Here is a 17,255-nt window from a genome sequence, read left to right as displayed (position 1 = left end):
TGTATCTATCCTGTACCCATGACCAAACGCCCCCCTGCCGCCGAACGCGTCTACACCCACGTCAAACAAGCCGTCCTCGACCGCCGCTACGACGGCGGCACGCTGCTCACCGAAGGGGAGCTGGCGGAGGCCGTGGGGGTGTCGCGGACGCCGGTGCGGGAGGGGTTGTTGCGGTTGGAGGCGGAGGGGCTGATCAAGCTCTATCCGAAGAAGGGGGCGCTCGTTCTGCCGGTGTCCGCGCAGGAGGTGGCGGATGTCGTGGAGACGCGGTTGCTGGTGGAGATGCACGCGGCGCGGAAGGCCGTGCCCGCGCCGGCGGCGTTGATCAAGGAGCTGGAGGAGCAGCTTGAGCTGATGCGGGAGCGGGCGGCGGCCGGGGATCTGGCGGCTGCGTCGGTCGCGGACCGGTGCTTCCACGCGGCGATCGTCCGCAGTGCCGGGAACCAGATCCTGGACCGGTTGTACGAGCAGATGCGGGACCGGCAGCTTCGGATGGGCGTCGCGGTGATGCACGCCCACCCGGACCGGATCGCCAAGAACATCACCGAGCACGGGGAGATCCTGGACGCGCTGCGCGCCGGGGACGCGGAGGCCGCCGCCGACGCCGTGCACCGGCACGTGAGCTGGGTGCGGAACCTGGCGCAGGGGGAGTCCCGATGAGTGCGAAGAGCAGCAGTTCCATATCCCTGCCCGGAGACCCACCCGGCGGCCCCCGGGCCGTGGGCGTCTGGGGGCTCGGTGTCGCCGTCTACTTCGTGGCGATCACGTACCGGACGAGTCTGGGTGTGGCCGGGCTGGACGCGGCCGAGCGGTTCCACATCAACGCCTCGGCGCTGTCCACGTTCTCCATCCTCCAGTTGCTGGTGTACGCCGGGATGCAGATTCCGGTGGGTCTGATGGTGGACCGGCTGGGGACGAAGAAGGTGCTGGCGATCGGCGTCGTGCTGTACACGCTGGGGCAGTTCGGGTTCGCGCTGTCCGCTTCGTATGCCACGGCGCTCGGCTCCCGCGCGTTGCTGGGCTGTGGTGACGCGATGACGTTCATCAGTGTGCTGCGGCTGGGCGCGCGCTGGTTCCCGGCTCGGCGCGGGCCGCTGATCGCGCAGGTCGCCGCGCTGGTGGGGATGGCGGGCAATCTTGTCTCGACGTTGGTGCTGGCCCGGTTGCTGCATGCCTTCGGGTGGACGCCGACGTTCGCGGGGAGTGCGGCGGGGGGCGTGCTGGTGCTCGTCCTGATGCTCGTCTTCCTCAAGGACCACCCCAAGGGGTTCGAGCCGGCGCCGGCCGCCGTGCCCGCCGGGCGGGGCTTCGTGCGGCGGCAGATCGCCGACGCGTGGCGCGAGCCGGGGACGCGGCTGGGGATGTGGGTGCATTTCACGACCCAGTTCCCGGCGATGGTGTTCCTGTTGCTGTGGGGGCTGCCGTTTCTGGTCGAGGCGCAGGGGATGTCGCGGGGGGAGGCGGGCGAGCTGCTGACGTTGGTCGTGCTGTCCAATATGGCGGTGGGTCTTGTGTACGGGCAGATCATCGCTCGGCACCATGCGGCGCGGCTGCCGTTGGCGCTTGGGACGGTGGGCGTGACGGCGGTCTTCTGGGCGGCCACGTTGCTGTGGCCGGGTGCGCACGCGCCGCTGTGGCTGCTGATCGCGCTGTGTGTGGTGCTCGGCGCCTGCGGACCGGCCTCGATGATCGGCTTCGACTTCGGGCGCCCGGCCAACCCTCCGGAGCGGCAGGGCACCGCCTCCGGCATCGTCAACATGGGCGGCTTCACGGCTTCGATCGCGACGCTGCTGGCGATCGGTGTGCTGCTGGACGCGACCGGTGACAACTACCGGGTGGCCTTCGCGTCGGTCTTCGTGCTGGAGGCGCTGGGCGTTTCGCAGATCCTGCGGTTGCGGAAGCGGGCCGTGAGCCGGGAGCGGGAGCGGATCGTGGCGAGCCGGGTGGAGACGGTGCACGTGCCGGTGTGAGCCCGTGGGGGGGAGGTTTGGGGCGGGCCCGCCTCGTCCGGTTTCCGGGAGGGGTGGGCCCGCCTCGTCCGGTTTTTGGGAGGGGCCGGGCCCGTCCCGTCCCATAGGGGGCCATCTCTGGCCCGTCCTGTCCCTTACGGGCCATGCCCGTCCCGTCCCCTACGGGCGCACCCCCAGCCCGTCGCCTCCCTTACGGGCCCTGCCCGTCCCGCGTCCCCTACGGGACCACCCCCTACGGCGTGAACGCGAACCGGTCCAAGATTCCCTGGGCCAGATCGCGATCGCCCTCGATCTTGACGCGGTCGGCGACGGCGGCGGGCTTGACCCGGCCGCAGGCCAGGCGGAGGTACGTTTCCCAGTCGGTGGCGATCGTCGCGGTCGGGCCGAGGGAGACGCTGCTGTCCAGCGTGGCCTGGCCGGTCTCGTCCACCCGGACCGTCCGCATGAACTCCAGCGGTCCGCTGACGTCGAACACGATGCTGGAACCGGCGGGCGCGCCGCCGTCCTTCATGACGACCTTCGGGAGGACGAGGAGGAACAGGTCGCGGGTGAGCTGGCCGCCGGGGGAGTCGAGGTTGCCGGGGTGGCCGAGTGCGCGGCGCAGGTCCTGTTCGTGGACCCATACGTCGAACGCCCGCTGCCGCAGGATGTACTTCAGGCTGCGGTCCTCGCCCAGGGGGCTGCGCACCACCGTTTCCGGGTCGCGGGTGTCCTCGCGCAGGGCGCGCTTGCGGCGCAGGACGATGTACTCCAGTTCCGCGGTCATCTCCGGGCCGGTGTGGTGTCGGCGGACGTCCACCTGGAGCTCCATCCGGCGGGCGAAGTCCGTCTTCACGTGGAAGAGGTCGCGCGGGAGGGAGTGGATCGGCCGCGGGTCGCCGAGCATCTCGGATTCCAGGCCGATGATGTGCGACACGATGTCGCGCACCGACCACCCCGGGAGTTCCGTCGGCCTGCTCCATTCCCCTTCCACCAAGGGTTTGACCAGCTCCGATATGGCGTCGATGGAGTGCGACCAGGCGTCGGCGTAGGACTGAAGACTGGGATGGACGATCACGGGACCCCTCGAACGGTTCGTACACGGGCCGTTGCCGGCTCGGTGCTGCGATCTGTTGCCGTGGTGTGGTGTGGCGTGGCGTGGTGGTGAGCGGTGCGGTGGCGTGCTGCGTGGTGGTGCGTGGTGCGGTGGGTTCGGTTGTGATGACGGTGGCGGTCGGCGGCCGGGCGATTTCCGGTCGTGAACGGTGCGGGCGGCGGTGCGTCGCTCGGTGCCTTTCGCGGTGCGTCGCTCGGTGCGTTTTCGGTGCGGTGAAGTCGTGGGCTGCGCTCTGTGCAGTTAAGTTACGCTGCGCACGGGCACCCCGGCAGCGCTTTCGGGTGACCATCGTAGGTGGAACTTTGACGCCCGACCGGCTCGGAAGCTATGGCGGTGGTACTGTGCGCGCTTCACTGATCCAGCTCGACGTGGACCCGGACGAGTCCGTCATCTCGCGCCGTGAGCGCGCGGGTTCGCTGATTCGCGAGCGCGCGAGCAGTGATCTGGTCGTCCTCCCCGAGCTGTGGCCGGTCGGAGCCTTCGCCTTCGAGTCGTTCGCGGAAGCGGCGGAACCGCTGCACGGCCCCACGTACGACGCGATGTCCGCCGCGGCCGGTGACGCGGGCGTCTGGCTGCACGCGGGTTCCCTCGTCGAGCGCGACCCGGACGGCACCCTCTACAACACCTCGCTGGTCTTCTCCCCGGACGGCCAACTCGCCGCCGCCTACCGGAAGATCCACCGCTTCGGCTTCGACCGGGGCGAGGCCGTGCTGATGGGCGCGGGGAAGGACGTCGTCACGGTGCCGCTGCCCACGACGACGCTGGGGCTGGCGACCTGCTACGACCTGCGGTTCCCCGAACTGTTCCGGCAGTTGACGAGCGCGGGGGCGCAGATGCTGGTGATTCCGGCCGGGTGGCCCGCCCGGCGCCGCGCGCACTGGTCGCTGCTCGCGCGGGCGCGCGCGGTGGAGAACCAGTGCTACGTGCTGGCCTGCGGGACGGCGGGGACGAACGGGGGCGTGGAGCAGGCGGGGCACAGCGTGATCGTGGACCCGTGGGGCGAGGTCGTCGCGGAGGCGGGCCCGTACGAGGAGGTCCTGACGGCGGAGCTCGACCCGGCGAAGGTGGCGAAGACGCGGGAGGACTTTCCGGTGCTGCGGGATCGGGTGTTGTAGGCGCCGGTTCTCTGTGGGCGGGTGCTGGGGGACGTCATCCCGGTTCCGCGTGCTTGCGCGCCACCCCATCAGCCAAACGTCAGCACGACGTTAGCCACCGCCCCAAAACTGGTCCCGTTGCACCGGCCACCCGCCCCCAGTGACCCATGGCGCCGGATGAGCACGGCGCCCGGGGTCGCTTCGCCCCGGGGGCGGGCGGTCGGGGCTCGTCCTGCTCGTCGTCACCACTCAGGGGGACCCGTGACCCACTCGCAGCGTGCCAACCGGAACGACGAAGGCCGGTCGGCCGGGCGGATGACCCGGCTGCTGCTCACCGGCGCCGTGGCGGCCGGCACCCTGGCGGCGGGCACGCTGCCGGCCGCCGCCGCGTCCGGTCAGGCGACGGCCGCCACGGCGAAGACGCAGGCCACCGCGAAGGCGCAGGCCGCCGGGAAGACGCAGGCCACCGCGAAGGCGCAGGCCACGGCGAAGACACCGGCCACCGCGAAGGCGCGGGCCGCCGCTCCGGCCGGTCGGACCTTCACGGTCTCGTCCGTGCAGGACCTCGCGGCGAAGGTGAAGGACGCCCAGCCCGGCGACCGCATCGAGCTCGCCGACGGCACGTACACCTTCGGTTCCGCCGTGAAGATCGATGCGAAGGGCACCAAGGAAGCCCCGATCACCATCGCCGCCGCCACGCGGGGCAAGGCGATCCTGAAGGGCGCGAAGACCTTCACGTTCGGGAACGCGTCGTACATCACGATCACCGGCTTCGAGTTCCGGCAGCGGGACCAGCTCCTGATCCCCGGCTCGGCCTCGCGGGTGCGGCTGACGCGCAACGTCTTCGAGTTCGAGGAGCCCACCACCAAGAACAACTGGGTGGCGGTCGAGGGCGACGACGTGCGGCTGGACCGCAACACCTTTCGGCACAAGAAGTCCCAGGGCGTCTTCCTCCAGGTCGACGGCCCGGACGACACGCACTACGCCCAGCGCACCCGCGTCGACCAGAACTACTTCTACGACCACGCCTTCACCGGCGACAACGGCGGCGAAGCGATCCGCCTGGGGTACGGCGACAAGGGCCACATCCGGGCGAACGCCGTGATCGAGGGCAACCTGTTCACGAAGACGAACGGGGACGAGGAGACGGTCTCGGTCAAGGCGTCCGGGAACACCGTCAAGCGCAACACCTTCACCGACCTCACCCGCGGCTCGGTGACCCTTCGCGCCGGCAACGACAACACCGTCAGCGGCAACTTCCTGATCGGCGCGGCCAAGCTCCAGGTCTACGGCGCCGGTCACAAGGTCCTCAACAACTACCTGGACGGCACCGGACAGCTCGTCCTGGGCACCGGTGACGACGCGCACGAGGCGTCGTCGGGCGTGCTGGTCGCCTTCAACACGCTGGTCGGGCGGGACGCCGAGGTGCTGCGGACGAACTCGCGCGGCGTGGCGGCGTCCGACAACACCATCGCCAACAACCTCATCCTCGGCACCGGCGGCAAGACCGTGCGGATCACCCAGGGCAACGGCTTCACCTGGGAGGGCAACGTCTTCTGGGGCGGCGCCACCGGCAAGCCGGGCGACATCCCGGCCGACGGGTTCGTCAAGGCCGACCCGAAGCTGAAGGCCGACGACCACGGGGTGCGGCGGCTGACCGCCGACTCCCTGAAGGTGGCCGCCATCGCCCGCGCGGCGGGCTCGTACCCGGACGTGACCGAGGACATCAACGGCCGCACCCGCCCGTCGGACAAGCACGTCGGCGCCGAGCAGTACGACCCGGCGTCCGAGCTGGTGCAGCTCCCGCTGACCCCCGCCGGGGTCGGCCCGTCCGCTCCCTGACCCGCCGCGCCATCAGCCGGCGCACCGCCCCTTCTCCCGGACACGTATCTCCCGGGCACGTATGGCCCCATCCGTGCGTGCCCGGGTTTCCTCCCCGGGTTCCGGCCTCACCCCCTCTGGCCGGGACCCGGGTTTTGTCGTATATCGGCCCGAGTACGGCTTTCCGGCGCTCGTACCGGTTGATTTACCGCTTTCTCTTCCATGGGGTGAATGTGCGGGGATGGGGAAAAGCGATGCGTAGTGGTGCGGTGCCTATCGCCGCTCGGCGTCGTAACTTGCCGATAAAAAAAGGCAGTTGGGAAATCGCTAACGGGTCGGCGCTTTGTGGAATTAGTCCATACCTGGACCGCGTCTTGCGGCTGTGACCCAATTCACGCTTGGTGCCGCCGTCCTCGATTGCGTAGCGAGATCACCAGCACGTAGAAATGACGCGCGCATGCCGCTCCCGGTTGCTTCGGAAGGTTGCTCCGGAAAACCGGGTCGGGGTGCGCGTGGCCCCGGGACCTCGGGGCTGTTGGTAACGACGGGGAGATAATTCAATGAAGATGGGCATACGCTCGCGCCTGCTGTCCGGTAGCGCCGCCGTTTTCGCGGCCGGGGCTCTCGTGCTGGCCGCGTCGCCCGCGCAGGCCACCTCCGCCTCCGGTTCCTGGGGCATTCCGGGTGGCAACAAGATCTCGGTCAACGCCTGGCACTGCGGTTTCTACGTGAACGCGTGTGACTGGAAGGCCTCGACCAAGATGAGCGGTTCGAAGCCGACCAAGGCGAAGTGGATCCAGAACCGCGCCGAGCTGGCCGCGCACGGTGTCAGCGTTTCCATCAAGATCTCGAAGAACCCCGAGGCGACGCTCACGATGAAGAGCAAGTCGATGGGCGAGGTCCGGTGGAAGAACACCAAGGCCAAGATCTCCGACACGCACGGCCAGATGCGCCCGAGCAAGAGCACGGTCTACGTCTCGACCAAGAGCTGCGGTTCCGCCCAGGTGACCAGCAAGATCAAGGTCAGCGAGAAGTGCGTGTACGCGGGCGCCGCCTGACGGTCGGCCGTCGCGTGAGCTGAGGGAGGGCGCCGTACCGCCAGGGCCCGGCGGGCTCGGCGTCCTCCCCCCACGGAAAAAGAAAAGGGCACTCCCTCGGCATGAGGAGTGCCCTCCGTGGCAAGACGGCGAAAAGTGCGACGAGAAGATCGACGAGGACATCGGCGCGGCGGAGCGCGGCAGGGAAACGGCGGCGCGGTGCGGCGCCGGCGCCGCGAAACGCGCATCGGCGCGACGGTACGCAACACGCACCGGCACGACAGCTACGTAACAAGCACCGGCACGACAGCACGTAAACGACAGCGGAACGGCACGGACAGCACGGATGGGTACGACGCACGGGGGCGTTCGGTGAAGTTCGGGGGAGTGAAACGACGCGGGGCATTGGCTCCGCGAATCGTCGGAGCGGCATTGTGCGGTGTACTCGTCGCCTCGTGTGGTGCCTCGCCGGATGGCGCCGGGAAGAACCCGGCCGCTGCCCGGCAATTCGACGTTTTGGTGAGCGAACAGAACGGGCTGTATTACCACCCGTTCCTCCGCGAGGAACCCGCCGGGCCGGAAGCCGAGTCCTACGCGCTGCGCACCCTTTCCGCACTCGGATCGGAACCGAAGATCAGCTCCGCCGGTGCCCGGGTGTCCTCCTTCCGCAACGGTGCGCTGGAGGCCTCGCCGTTGTGGGGCCGTTACTGGTTGATTCCGCTGCTGCGGGGCGGGGTGAGTGAGGTCCTGGGCGCGAAGGACGCGCGGGACGTCGAAAAGCTGCGGAAAAAGGGCGGCTGGTACGCCGATCCCGTTCTGGGGGACGACGGGGACGCGCAGCGATTGGGCGCAACCTGGGCCGCGCTGGAAGTCCTGGAAGCTCTGGGAAAACTCAAAGAACTCCCCGATGACGAAAAGGAATTGACGGTCCGTTGGCTGCGCTCGCTGGCCGGTAAGCCACGGGAATTCGAGGAAGCCGGGGCGTTGGCGCGCTCGCTGCACCTGCTGGGTGCCCCGGTGCCGGAGGCGCTGACGCGTACCAAGGCGCCCCGCATGGACGACTTCGCGGAGCTGGCGCCCGATGCGCGGGCCACGCGGCTGCGCGACACCTACGGCTACGTCCTGGTGCAGGAGGCGGCCGGGCGGCGGCCCGCGCTGGACCGCACGGCCTGGGAGCAGGTCCTCGCGCACAACACCGAGGCCCTCGATTACGAGCAGCTCTTCTATCTGGTGCACGTCCTGAAGGCGGCCGGCACGCCGACGTCCGCGTTCGCGGCGGTCCGCAAGCGGCTGGGGGGCAACCAGCTGGACGACGGGACGGTCCGCGACCCGTCTGCCTACTTGGGCAATCCGGACGCGTCCCTGTTCGTGGAGCGACTGCGGTCCGTGGCGGGCTGGCGCACCGATGACCCCAAGCTGCTGACCGCGCTGGAGCGGGAGGAGAAGTCCCCCGACGCCGGCCGGGACGGCGCCGAGCGCCTGAACCGGGCCGCCCTGCGCGCGGTCGCCGGGGACCAGGACACCTCGGAGGCGGCGGGGAAGCTGTGCGCCGACGCGACCGTGCTGCCGCGCCAGGTCACCGAGCAGAACGCCACCCAGTGGCAGCGCACCGCGCTGACCTGCCATGACGCGGGCGTGACGGTCCAGGCGCCGCAGATCGCGAGCTGGCGGCTGGACACCCCCGAGCGGGTCGCGGCGGCGGCCACGGTGGTGGTGGGGCTGCACGACGCCGGGGTGGAGGACGCCGTCCCGTCGTGGATCACCGCGGACGCGCTGGCCGACTGGGCCGCCAACCCCGACCGGCTGACCTCGGTGTACGACTACGCGCTGGTCGCCCGCGCGCACGCGCTGCTCGGCGGGAATCCCGACGCGGACGGCACGGACGACACGGACGACAAAGGCGCCGGGAACGGGAAGACCGACGCGGCGATGCGGGACGCCCTCCGGCGCGGCATCACCCCCTACCGGGGCTGCCCCGGCCTGCCCGACCTGTACCGCATCGGCGGGGACGACCCGGGCTGCGACCTGAAGACCACCTGGGCGGTGTGGACACTGGACCGGCAACTTCAGGGGGCGCTGCACGCCCTGCCGGCGGGGTCCGCGGAGGACAAGGAAAGTGAGTAAGGGTTCGTGAGCGCGTTGCTGAAGGCCGTGGGGGTGGGCAAGTCCTATTCCCTGCGCGGGAAGAGGGTCGATGTCCTGCGGGACGTCGACCTGGCCGTGCACGGCGGTGAGATCACGGCACTGGTGGGGCACTCCGGCTCGGGCAAGTCCACGCTGCTGCACATCCTGGGGCTGCTGACGCCGCCGGACCAAGGGCAGGTGCTGCTGGACGGGACCGACACCACCGGGTCGCCGGACGCGGCCCTGGCCGATCTGCGCCGGGCCAAACTGGGTTTCGTCTTCCAGTCCTACAACCTGCTGCCGCAGCACTCCGCGCTGCGCAACGTCGCGCTGCCCTTCACCGGCCGCCACCGCGAGGGCGAGGCGCGGGCCCGCGACCTGCTGGCCCGGGTGGGCCTGGCCGAGCGGGCCGACCACCAGCCCGGCGAACTGTCCGGCGGCGAGCAGCAGCGCGTGGCGCTGGCCCGCGCGCTGATCAACGACCCGCCGGTCGTCCTGGCCGACGAGCCCACCGGCAACCTCGACACCGACAGCGAGCGCCTGCTCCTGGACCTCTTCCGCGAGCTGGCGGACGAGGGCCGCGCGGTGGTCCTGGTCACCCACAACCAGACGGTGTGCGACCTCGCCGACACCGTCCACCGGCTGGAGGACGGGCGCCTGGCCACCCAGGCACCGGCCACGGAACGGCGCGAGTCCACCGCCACCGCTCAGGACCCCGAGACGGAGACCACCCCGTGAACCTCCTCCGACTCGCCCTCGCCAACATCCGCGCCCTGCGCCGCCGCCTCTTCGGACTGATCGCGATGGTCGCGGTGGCCGCCGCCGTGTGCCTGGGCGCAATGGGCATCGCCGACCGCGCGCAGGGCGCCACCGACAGCGGCGTACGCGAGAGCGTCGCCAACCGCAGCATCACCGTCGACCGCGCCGACGACCGGCCCGAGACCCCCAAGCTCACCGACCGCACCGAACAGCGGCTGGCGAAGCTGCCGCACGTCGCCGAGGTCCAGCACCGGGCCCAGGTCTCCTTCGCCTTCGACGTGCCCGCGGGTGACACCGCCCTGCTCTACGCGACGACCTACCGCGCGGCGCTCACCCCGCCGGTGACCAAGTCCGTCCGCGAGAACCTGTTCCCCCTGAAGCCCGGCGAGGCCGTCCTGCCCGCCGTCTCCCAGGGCGTGGACCTGAGCAGCGCGCTGGGCAAGCGCATCGAGGTGGAGACCACCCGTTACGTCCGCCCCGGCGAAGGGACCGGCGCCACCGACCACGTCAAGGTGGTCGGCCTGTACGACCCGAGCTGGCAGCTCGACGGCCCCGACGCTGCGTACGCCGACGACGCGACCGTCATCCGCTGGGCCGCCGCGCGCTCCGGCGTCCCGCTCAAGGACTACGTGCACACCACCGGCTACGACCAGCTGACCGTGGTGGCGAAGACGGCGGCCGACGTGCCGGGCGTGATGGCGGCCATCCAGGACCGCGGCCACCCCGCCACCACCCTGCAACAGCAGCTCAGCGCCCTGCCCTCGGTCCTGGAACTGATCCGCGTGGCCGGCCTGCTGCTGCTCGCCGTCCTCGGCGTCCTGGCCTTCGCCGGCGCCGTCACCGTCACCGGCGCCCTCTCCCGCCAGCGCGCCCGCGAGATCGGCATCCTCAAGGCCGTCGGTTTCCGCACCCGCGCCGTCCTCGGCCTGCTGATCACCGAAATGGCCCTGGTCGGCGCCATCGCCGCCGTCCTCGGCACCGTGCTCGGCGCGGGCCTGAGCGCCGCCGGCGCCGCCCTCCTGCGCGGCACCCCCGACCTCGCCCCCTACGTACAAGGCTGGGTCCTCCTCCCCGCCCCGGGCACCCTCGCCCTCCTCCTGGCCCTGACCGTGCTCGTGGTGGCCGCCGGCGCGCTCGCCCCCGCCCGCCGCGCGGCCCGGATGTCCCCCACCGACGCAATGAAGGACTGGTGACACCCACCATGGCCACCCCCCGCCGCGCCCCCCGGCGCACCGCCCTCCTCCTCGCCGCCCTCGCCACCACCGCCACCGCCGCCCTGACCACCGGATGCGGCGGCCCCGGCGGCGTGGAACTGGGCACCGACTGGAAGGGCGCCCAGACCTTCGCCCTGGCCAAGGTCTCCGGCCTGGTCACCGTCGTCGGCATCAACCCCGGCAAGGCCACCGCCGAGAGCCTGGTCGCCGTCCCCACCCAGGAGGACGACGACGAGGTGATCAGCCCGCAGATCACCGAGCTGGCCGACGGCCGCCGCCTGCTCTCCGTCCCCCGCAAGGACGGCAAGCCCGACCGCCTCTACGAGGTCAACCGCAAGGACCACACCCTGGACGGCAAGGGCGACACCGAGGGCCTGCGCGACCTGGTCCCCGGCAAGACCCGCATCGCCGCCGTCGCCGGCCTGCCCGGCAAGCGCCAGGGCGGCTCCGGCGGCGACACCAGCGTCCTGATCCGCGACGCCGCCAACCGCACCACCCAGCGCGAGGCCAAGATCCCCGGCACCATCACCCTCACCGCCTCCGACCCCGCCGCCTCCGACAAGGTGTGCCTCGGGGCCCGCTCGGGTTCGGGCACCACCGTCACCGTCCTGGACCTCACCGACGGCGCCACCCGCACGATCACCGCCCCCTCCGGCGCCGACGTCCAGGAACTGGCCTGCCCCAACGGCCACCCCGTCCTCGCCGGCACCCACAAGCCCGCCGGCTCCGGCGCCCTGAAGGTCACCCTGGAGCGGCACGCGGACCACAGCGTCCTCACCGCCCAGGGCGGACGCGTGGACGGCGTCGCCGCCACCGGCAACTCCGTCGTCGCCGCCATCGCCACCGCCGGCCACACCGAACTCGTCGAACTCGACGCCACCACCGGCCGCGAACTCCACCGCACCAAGCTCCCCGACCTCCCCGACTCCCTCGGCATCCGCCACACCCCCTCCGGCTGGCTCGTCTTCACCGAGAAGACCGTCACCCGCGTGGACCTGACGAGCGGGAAGAGCAAGACCTTCGACTTGCCGGGGGAGCTGCTGGACTTCTGAGGGGGCCTTCTGAACCCGGGCGCCTTCTGAACGCGGGTTCCTTCCGATCCCGGGTTCCCTCCGGGCCCGGGCGCCTTCTGACCCCGGGCCCGTACCCGCCGTACGAAACGACACCCCCGACCGTGACCACCCCGGCCGGGGGCATCGTCTTCCCGTCCTCCTCCTGAGCCCCACCCGTCACCCCCGCCCCTCCCTCCCGTGGCCGAACACCACACCCCCCTGGAATGCCACGGCGCCACCATGACGTTGAATGCGTACATGGCTTCCCGCGCACGCGTCCGGGCCCCCGAGCTGATCGGCAAGGGCGGCTGGCTCAACACCGGCAACAAGGAACTGTCCCTCGCTGACCTGCGGGGACGCATCGTCATCCTCGATTTTTGGACCTTCTGCTGTGTGAACTGCCTGCACGTCCTGGACGAGCTGCGCGAGCTGGAGGAGCGTCACCGGGACACGGTGGTGATCGTCGGTGTGCACTCGCCGAAGTTCGTGCACGAGGCGGAGCACCAGGCCGTCGTCGACGCGGTGGAGCGGTACGAGGTCGAGCACCCTGTCCTGGACGACCCCGAGCTGGCCACCTGGAAGCAGTACGCCGTCCGGGCCTGGCCGACGCTCGTCGTCATCGACCCTGAGGGCTACGTCGTGGCCCAGCACGCCGGCGAGGGGCACGCTCACGCCATCGAGAAGCTGGTCCAGGAGCTGGAGGCCGAGCACGAGGCCAAGGGGACGCTGCGGCGCGGCGACGGGCCGTACGTTCCGCCGGAGCCGGTCGCGAGCGACCTGCGCTTCCCCGGCAAGGCGCTGCGGCTGCCCGGCGGCACGTTCCTGGTCTCCGACTCCACCCGGCACCAGCTCGTCGAACTGGACGCGGACGGGGAGCGGGTGCTGCGCCGGATCGGCACCGGGGAGCGCGGGCTCGTGGACGGCCCGGCCGACCGCGCCGCGTTCAGCGAGCCGCAGGGCCTGGCGCTGCTGCCCTCGACGGATGCCACGGACGGCGGGGAGGGCGGGGACGGTCTGGTGATCGTCGCCGACACCGTCAACCACGCGCTGCGCACCTTCGACCCGGCCACCGGCGAGGTGGCGACGGTCGCGGGCACCGGACGCCAGTGGTGGCAGGGCTCACCGACCTCCGGCCCGGCGCGCGAGGTGGACCTGTCCTCGCCGTGGGACGTGGCGTACTTCGACGGGCGGGTGTGGATCGCCATGGCCGGCGTCCACCAGCTGTGGACGTACGACCCCCAGGACGGCACGGTCCGGGCCGCGGCCGGTACGACGAACGAGGGCCTGGTGGACGGCCCGGCCGAGGAGGCGTGGTTCGCGCAGCCCTCCGGGCTGGCCGCGACCGAGGATCGGCTGTGGATCGCCGACTCGGAGACCAGCGCGGTGCGCTGGCTCGACCGGGAGGGGCGGATCCACACGGCGGTCGGCACGGGCCTGTTCGACTTCGGGCACCGCGACGGCGCCGCCGAGCAGGCGCTCCTCCAGCACCCGCTGGGCGTCACGGCGCTGCCGGACGGCTCGGTGGCGATCGCCGACACCTACAACCACGCGCTGCGCCGCTACGACCCGGCGACCGGCGAGGTCACGACCCTGGCGACCGACCTGCGCGAGCCCTCGGACGCGGTGCTGGTGGACGAGGACATCGTCGTCGTCGAGTCGGCCCGCCACCGCCTGACCCGGCTCCGCCTGCCCGAGGAGGCGGTCCGCGTCGCGTCGGTGGCCCACCGCACCCAGCGCGCGGCGACCGAGGTCGGCCCCGGCACCCTCCGCCTGGACGTCGTCTTCCAGGCCCCGGCCGGCCAGAAGCTGGACACCCGCTACGGCCCGTCCACCCGCCTCCTGGTCAGCGCCACCCCGCCCGAACTCCTGGCCTCCGGCGACGGCGCCGACACCGACCTGACCCGCGAACTCGTCCTCGCCGACGGCGTCACCGAGGGCGTCCTGCACGTCTCCGCCATGGCCGCCTCCTGCGACGACGACCCGTCGATCGAGTACCCGGCCTGCCACGTCCACCAGCAGGACTGGGGCGTCCCGATCCGCGTCGTCCCGGACGGCGAACGGCGGCTGGGGCTGGTGCTGGCGGGGATGGACAGCGGGGGTGCCGAGGGGGAGTGAGGGCCACGGCCTTCCGTCCCTTCCGCTCCGCTGGGCGCTCGTATCAGCGTCCTCGCATGTGAACGAAAGGGCCGGGCCACTGTCGCGGTGGCCCGGCCCTTCGTGTTGCCGGTGGTCGTTTCTGTCGCCTGTGGTCGTTCCCGATGCCGGTGGTCGTTTGCTGACCGGTGATCAATCAGTCCTCGTAGTGCATGCGGTGGTGTTCCTCCACCACCGGGGCTCCGGGCTTGGGGGGCTGGACCCGGCGGCGCTTGAAGATGCTGACGTAGGCGGCGATGCCGATGATGCCGGCCGCCATCAGGATCAGGCCGACGAGGTGGACGTTGACCCCGGCCAGGTCCCAGTCCACGGCGAAGGTGAGGATTCCTCCCACCGCCAGCAGACCGATGCACCATCCGATGCCCATGGTTCCGCCTCCGTACATGGTTGGCTTTCCGGCCGGTCCTCGGGTCGGGTACCCGGGCCGGGTGGGGCCAATCGTGGGCGGAGGCGGGGTGGTTGGGCCGGTTCGCGGTGCGGGTTCCGGTTGGGGGCGCGGTCCGTCGTCAGTTGAGGGCGTCGCCGACGTTCTGCTGCCAGTACGTCACCCAGGCGGAGCTGTCGATGTAGACCGAGCCGCCGGGCAGGGCGACGTTCGCCTGGCCGGGGGCGCTGCCGTTGCCCTCGCGGTTGGAGAGGTAGACCGTCAGGCTCTTCATGTCGCGGCCGTTGGTGCCGGAGCCGTCGCCGGAGGAGGTCATGAGGCCGGCGTAACCGGACTGGCCCGGGGCGAGGGTGACCACGGCCTGCGGCTTGCTTCCCTCCAGGCGGGCGATCGGGGCCTGGGCGTCCTCGAACTTCAGGAACGGGGAGCCGTACAGGTCGCAGCTCTTGCCGGAGGTGTTGGTGGCCTGGATCAGCAGGTGGTTGATCGGCCGGCTGACGGTCTTGGCGACGATGGTGACCTTGGACGGGTCGCAGGTGGCGCGCTGGGTGGTGGCGGTGCCGGAGCCCTTGCCGCCGGCCGCGGGGGTGCCCGGCTTGGCGGTCGTGCCGTGGCCGGTGGACGCCTGCTCGGCGTGGTTCCCGCCGGAGGCCTGGCTGCCCGCGCCGCCGCCCTTGTGCTGGCCGCCGGTCTGCTGCCGGCCGTCGGCCTGCGCGCCGCCGGTGCCCTGGGCGGCCGGTGCCGGGGGTGTGGGCGTGGCCTCCTGGGTGGTGGAGGCGGGGGTGCCGGAGGCGGCGGGCTTGGTGGTGTCCTGGCCGGAGCACGCGGTGAGGGAGAGGGCGGCCACGGCGGTCAGGCCGGCGGCGGCGATCCGCAGCGTGCGGGCGCGGGGGCCGCGGGGTGCGGCGGTGGCGGCGGTGGTGGTGTCGGCGGTGGCGGCGTTGCGCGGCATGGCGGGTCCCCCGTTGGGTGTGGTGAGCGGTGACGACTGGGGTGCTGTGCTCGGTACGTCCACAAGACTGCCGGGGGGCGTTGGTGTGTCACTAACGCCCGCCTAACGTGGGGGTGGTGGGGGAGGTCAGCCCCCGGTCAGGCCGTGCTCAGTCCCCGCTCAGTCCGCGCTACCCCTGTTCCTGGCCGCTGCTTCTGGCTGCTGTTTCCGGCCGCCTTTGGCTGCGGGGCCCCGGTCCGTTGGTTTTGGCCGCGGGCGGCCCCGGGCGGCGCTTCTTTGGCCGCAGCCGTCCCCAGTCGTCCCCGGCCCGTTCGCCCAGGCCCGGGCCCCGGCCGCCCCGCCCGCTCGCCGTGGCCCCCCGTTCGCCGTGGCCCCGGCCGTCACCGCCCGCTCGTCCCCGGGGTCACTCGCCCCCAGGGTCACTCCTCCTTCTTCCGGTCCGCCGAGCCCCCCTCGTCCCGGGCGAAGAGCTGGGTGAGGGAGCTGATCGTGTAGACGTCGGTGGCCTCCTCGTCCACCAGGTGCATGTCGGCGAGGCGGTCCAGGCCGTCCTGGATGCGGTCGGCGTCGGCCCCGGCGAGCGAGGCCGCCAGTGACGTGCTGAGCCGGCCGCCGCCGCTGGCGGCCAGCGCGCGCAGGAGGCGGGCGTCGTCCGCGGAGAGCCGGGCGACCGACATCCGCAGCGCCGCCGCCACCCCCGTGTCCTCGGCCGACAGGAGCGCCAGCCGCCGGCGTTCGTCCCGCAGCGCCGCGGCGAGCCGGGCCAGGCGCCAGCGCGGGCGGGCCGTGAGCTGGGCCGTCGCGGCGCGCAGGGCCAGGGGCAGGCCGTCGCAGAGGGCGACGAGTTCGCGGGCCGCGTCCGGCTCCTCGGCGACCCGGTCGGTGCCGAGGACGGCGCCGAGCAGCGCGGTGCCCTCGTCCGCGCCGAGCGGCTGGATCGGGACCGGGCGCGCGCAGTCGGTGGCGACGAGCCCGTCCAGCCGGGTGCGGCTGGTGACGACGGTGGCGCAGTGCGGCCCGCCGGGCAGCAGCGGGCGCACCTGGGCCGAGCTGCCGGCGTCGTCGAGGACGACCAGCATCCGGCGCCCGGCGACCAGCGACCGGAAGAGGGCGGAGGCCGCGGGCGCGGAGGAGGGCACCCGGTCCGGGGGCGTGCCCAGGGCGAGGAGGAAGTCGCGCAGGACGTCGATCGGCCGGGCCTCGTCACCGTCCCCGAAACCATGCAGGTCGGCGAAGAGCTGCCCGTCGGGGAAGGCGGCGGCGTGGAGGTGGCTCCATTGGACGGCGCAGGCGGTCTTGCCGACGCCGGCCGGGCCGGTGACGACGGCCAGCGGGCTGTCACCGGTGGGCGGGTCGTGGGCCAGGACGCCGGAGAGCGCCGCGAGCTGCCGCTCCCGGCCGAGGAAGCGGGCCGGGGGGCGGGGGAGGAGGTGGGGGGTGGGGAGGTGGGCGTTCCCGGTGGGGGTGGGAGTCGGGGGGGGGGGCCCCCCGGGGGGGGGGGGGCCCCCCCCGCGCCGCCCCCCGGCGCCCCCGGGTGGGGGGGGCTGGGCGGCGGGCCGGCCGGGGTGGGCTCGCGCGGGCGGTGCACCGATCGCGG

Annotated in this window: 14 protein-coding genes; 10 read left to right on the top strand and 4 right to left on the bottom strand. The window is 72.2% G+C overall.

All coding sequences use genetic code 11. The annotated features are described in order from the left end of the window. Positions 1-18 precede the first annotated feature (18 nt). Positions 19-660 carry a GntR family transcriptional regulator gene (locus tag ABZX96_RS21360; RefSeq protein WP_355546684.1) on the top strand — a complete coding sequence of 214 codons (642 nt, stop codon included), beginning with the start codon at positions 19-21 and terminating at the stop codon, positions 658-660. After that, positions 657-1,970 (top strand): MFS transporter, encoded by a 1,314-nt coding sequence (locus ABZX96_RS21355; protein WP_355546682.1) that lies wholly within the window; start codon positions 657-659, stop codon positions 1,968-1,970. Before ABZX96_RS21360 ends, ABZX96_RS21355 begins: the two co-directional genes overlap by 4 nt. Positions 1,971-2,202: 232 nt before the next feature. On the opposite strand, the gene ABZX96_RS21350 is transcribed toward ABZX96_RS21355, so the two are convergent. Continuing rightward, positions 2,203-3,027: a maleylpyruvate isomerase family mycothiol-dependent enzyme gene (locus ABZX96_RS21350; RefSeq protein WP_355546680.1), complete on the bottom strand. Its 825-nt coding sequence runs from the start codon at positions 3,025-3,027 to the stop codon at positions 2,203-2,205. A gap of 380 nt (positions 3,028-3,407) precedes the next feature. Between ABZX96_RS21350 and ABZX96_RS21345 the strand changes: the two genes are divergently transcribed. The 8 genes from ABZX96_RS21345 (at position 3,408) to ABZX96_RS21310 (ending at position 14,282) form a co-directional block, all read left to right on the top strand. After that, a complete protein-coding gene (locus ABZX96_RS21345; RefSeq protein WP_355546678.1) occupies positions 3,408-4,181 on the top strand; it encodes a carbon-nitrogen family hydrolase in 774 nt (257 codons plus the stop codon). A 240-nt stretch (positions 4,182-4,421) separates the two neighbouring features. Further along, positions 4,422-6,002, top strand: a complete 1,581-nt coding sequence (locus ABZX96_RS21340) for a polysaccharide lyase 6 family protein (protein WP_355546676.1) — start codon at positions 4,422-4,424, stop codon at positions 6,000-6,002. A 539-nt stretch (positions 6,003-6,541) separates the two neighbouring features. Continuing rightward, positions 6,542-7,039 (top strand): hypothetical protein, encoded by a 498-nt coding sequence (locus ABZX96_RS21335; RefSeq protein ID WP_355546674.1) that lies wholly within the window; start codon positions 6,542-6,544, stop codon positions 7,037-7,039. Between the two features lie 498 nt (positions 7,040-7,537). Next, the gene (locus ABZX96_RS21330; protein ID WP_355546672.1) at positions 7,538-9,142 is read left to right on the top strand and encodes a hypothetical protein; all 1,605 of its coding nucleotides are present in this window, start codon (positions 7,538-7,540) and stop codon (positions 9,140-9,142) included. Positions 9,143-9,148: 6 nt separating this feature from the next. Further along, a complete protein-coding gene (locus ABZX96_RS21325) occupies positions 9,149-9,880 on the top strand; it encodes an ABC transporter ATP-binding protein (protein ID WP_355546670.1) in 732 nt (243 codons plus the stop codon). Further along, positions 9,877-11,094 (top strand): ABC transporter permease, encoded by a 1,218-nt coding sequence (locus tag ABZX96_RS21320; RefSeq protein ID WP_355546668.1) that lies wholly within the window; start codon positions 9,877-9,879, stop codon positions 11,092-11,094. Before ABZX96_RS21325 ends, ABZX96_RS21320 begins: the two co-directional genes overlap by 4 nt. Beyond that, the gene (locus tag ABZX96_RS21315; protein WP_355546666.1) at positions 11,091-12,167 is read left to right on the top strand and encodes a hypothetical protein; all 1,077 of its coding nucleotides are present in this window, start codon (positions 11,091-11,093) and stop codon (positions 12,165-12,167) included. The genes ABZX96_RS21320 and ABZX96_RS21315 overlap by 4 nt, the downstream gene beginning before the upstream one ends. Before the next feature lie 258 nt (positions 12,168-12,425). Next, on the top strand, positions 12,426-14,282 hold the full coding sequence (locus ABZX96_RS21310; RefSeq protein ID WP_355546664.1) for an NHL domain-containing thioredoxin family protein: 1,857 nt from the start codon (positions 12,426-12,428) through the stop codon (positions 14,280-14,282). Positions 14,283-14,457: 175 nt separating this feature from the next. Here the strand turns inward: ABZX96_RS21310 and ABZX96_RS21305 are convergent, their stop codons facing one another. From ABZX96_RS21305 to ABZX96_RS21295, 3 genes are all read right to left on the bottom strand, one after another. After that, complete coding sequence (locus ABZX96_RS21305; RefSeq protein WP_355546662.1) at positions 14,458-14,688, bottom strand: hypothetical protein; 231 nt, start codon at positions 14,686-14,688, stop codon at positions 14,458-14,460. 139 nt (positions 14,689-14,827) lie between these two features. After that, on the bottom strand, positions 14,828-15,658 hold the full coding sequence (locus tag ABZX96_RS21300; RefSeq protein WP_355546660.1) for a DUF4232 domain-containing protein: 831 nt from the start codon (positions 15,656-15,658) through the stop codon (positions 14,828-14,830). Positions 15,659-16,077: 419 nt separating this feature from the next. Further along, the coding region (locus ABZX96_RS21295) for an NB-ARC domain-containing protein (RefSeq protein ID WP_355546658.1) at positions 16,078-17,255 on the bottom strand (1,178 nt) is incomplete at its 5' end.

This window comes from Streptomyces sp. NPDC003077 (genome assembly GCF_040611095.1).
In the GTDB taxonomy this organism is placed as follows: Bacteria; Actinomycetota; Actinomycetes; order Streptomycetales; family Streptomycetaceae; genus Streptomyces.
The sequence above is the reverse complement of the archived record's forward strand: the minus strand, read 5'-3'. Positions and strand labels throughout refer to the sequence as shown.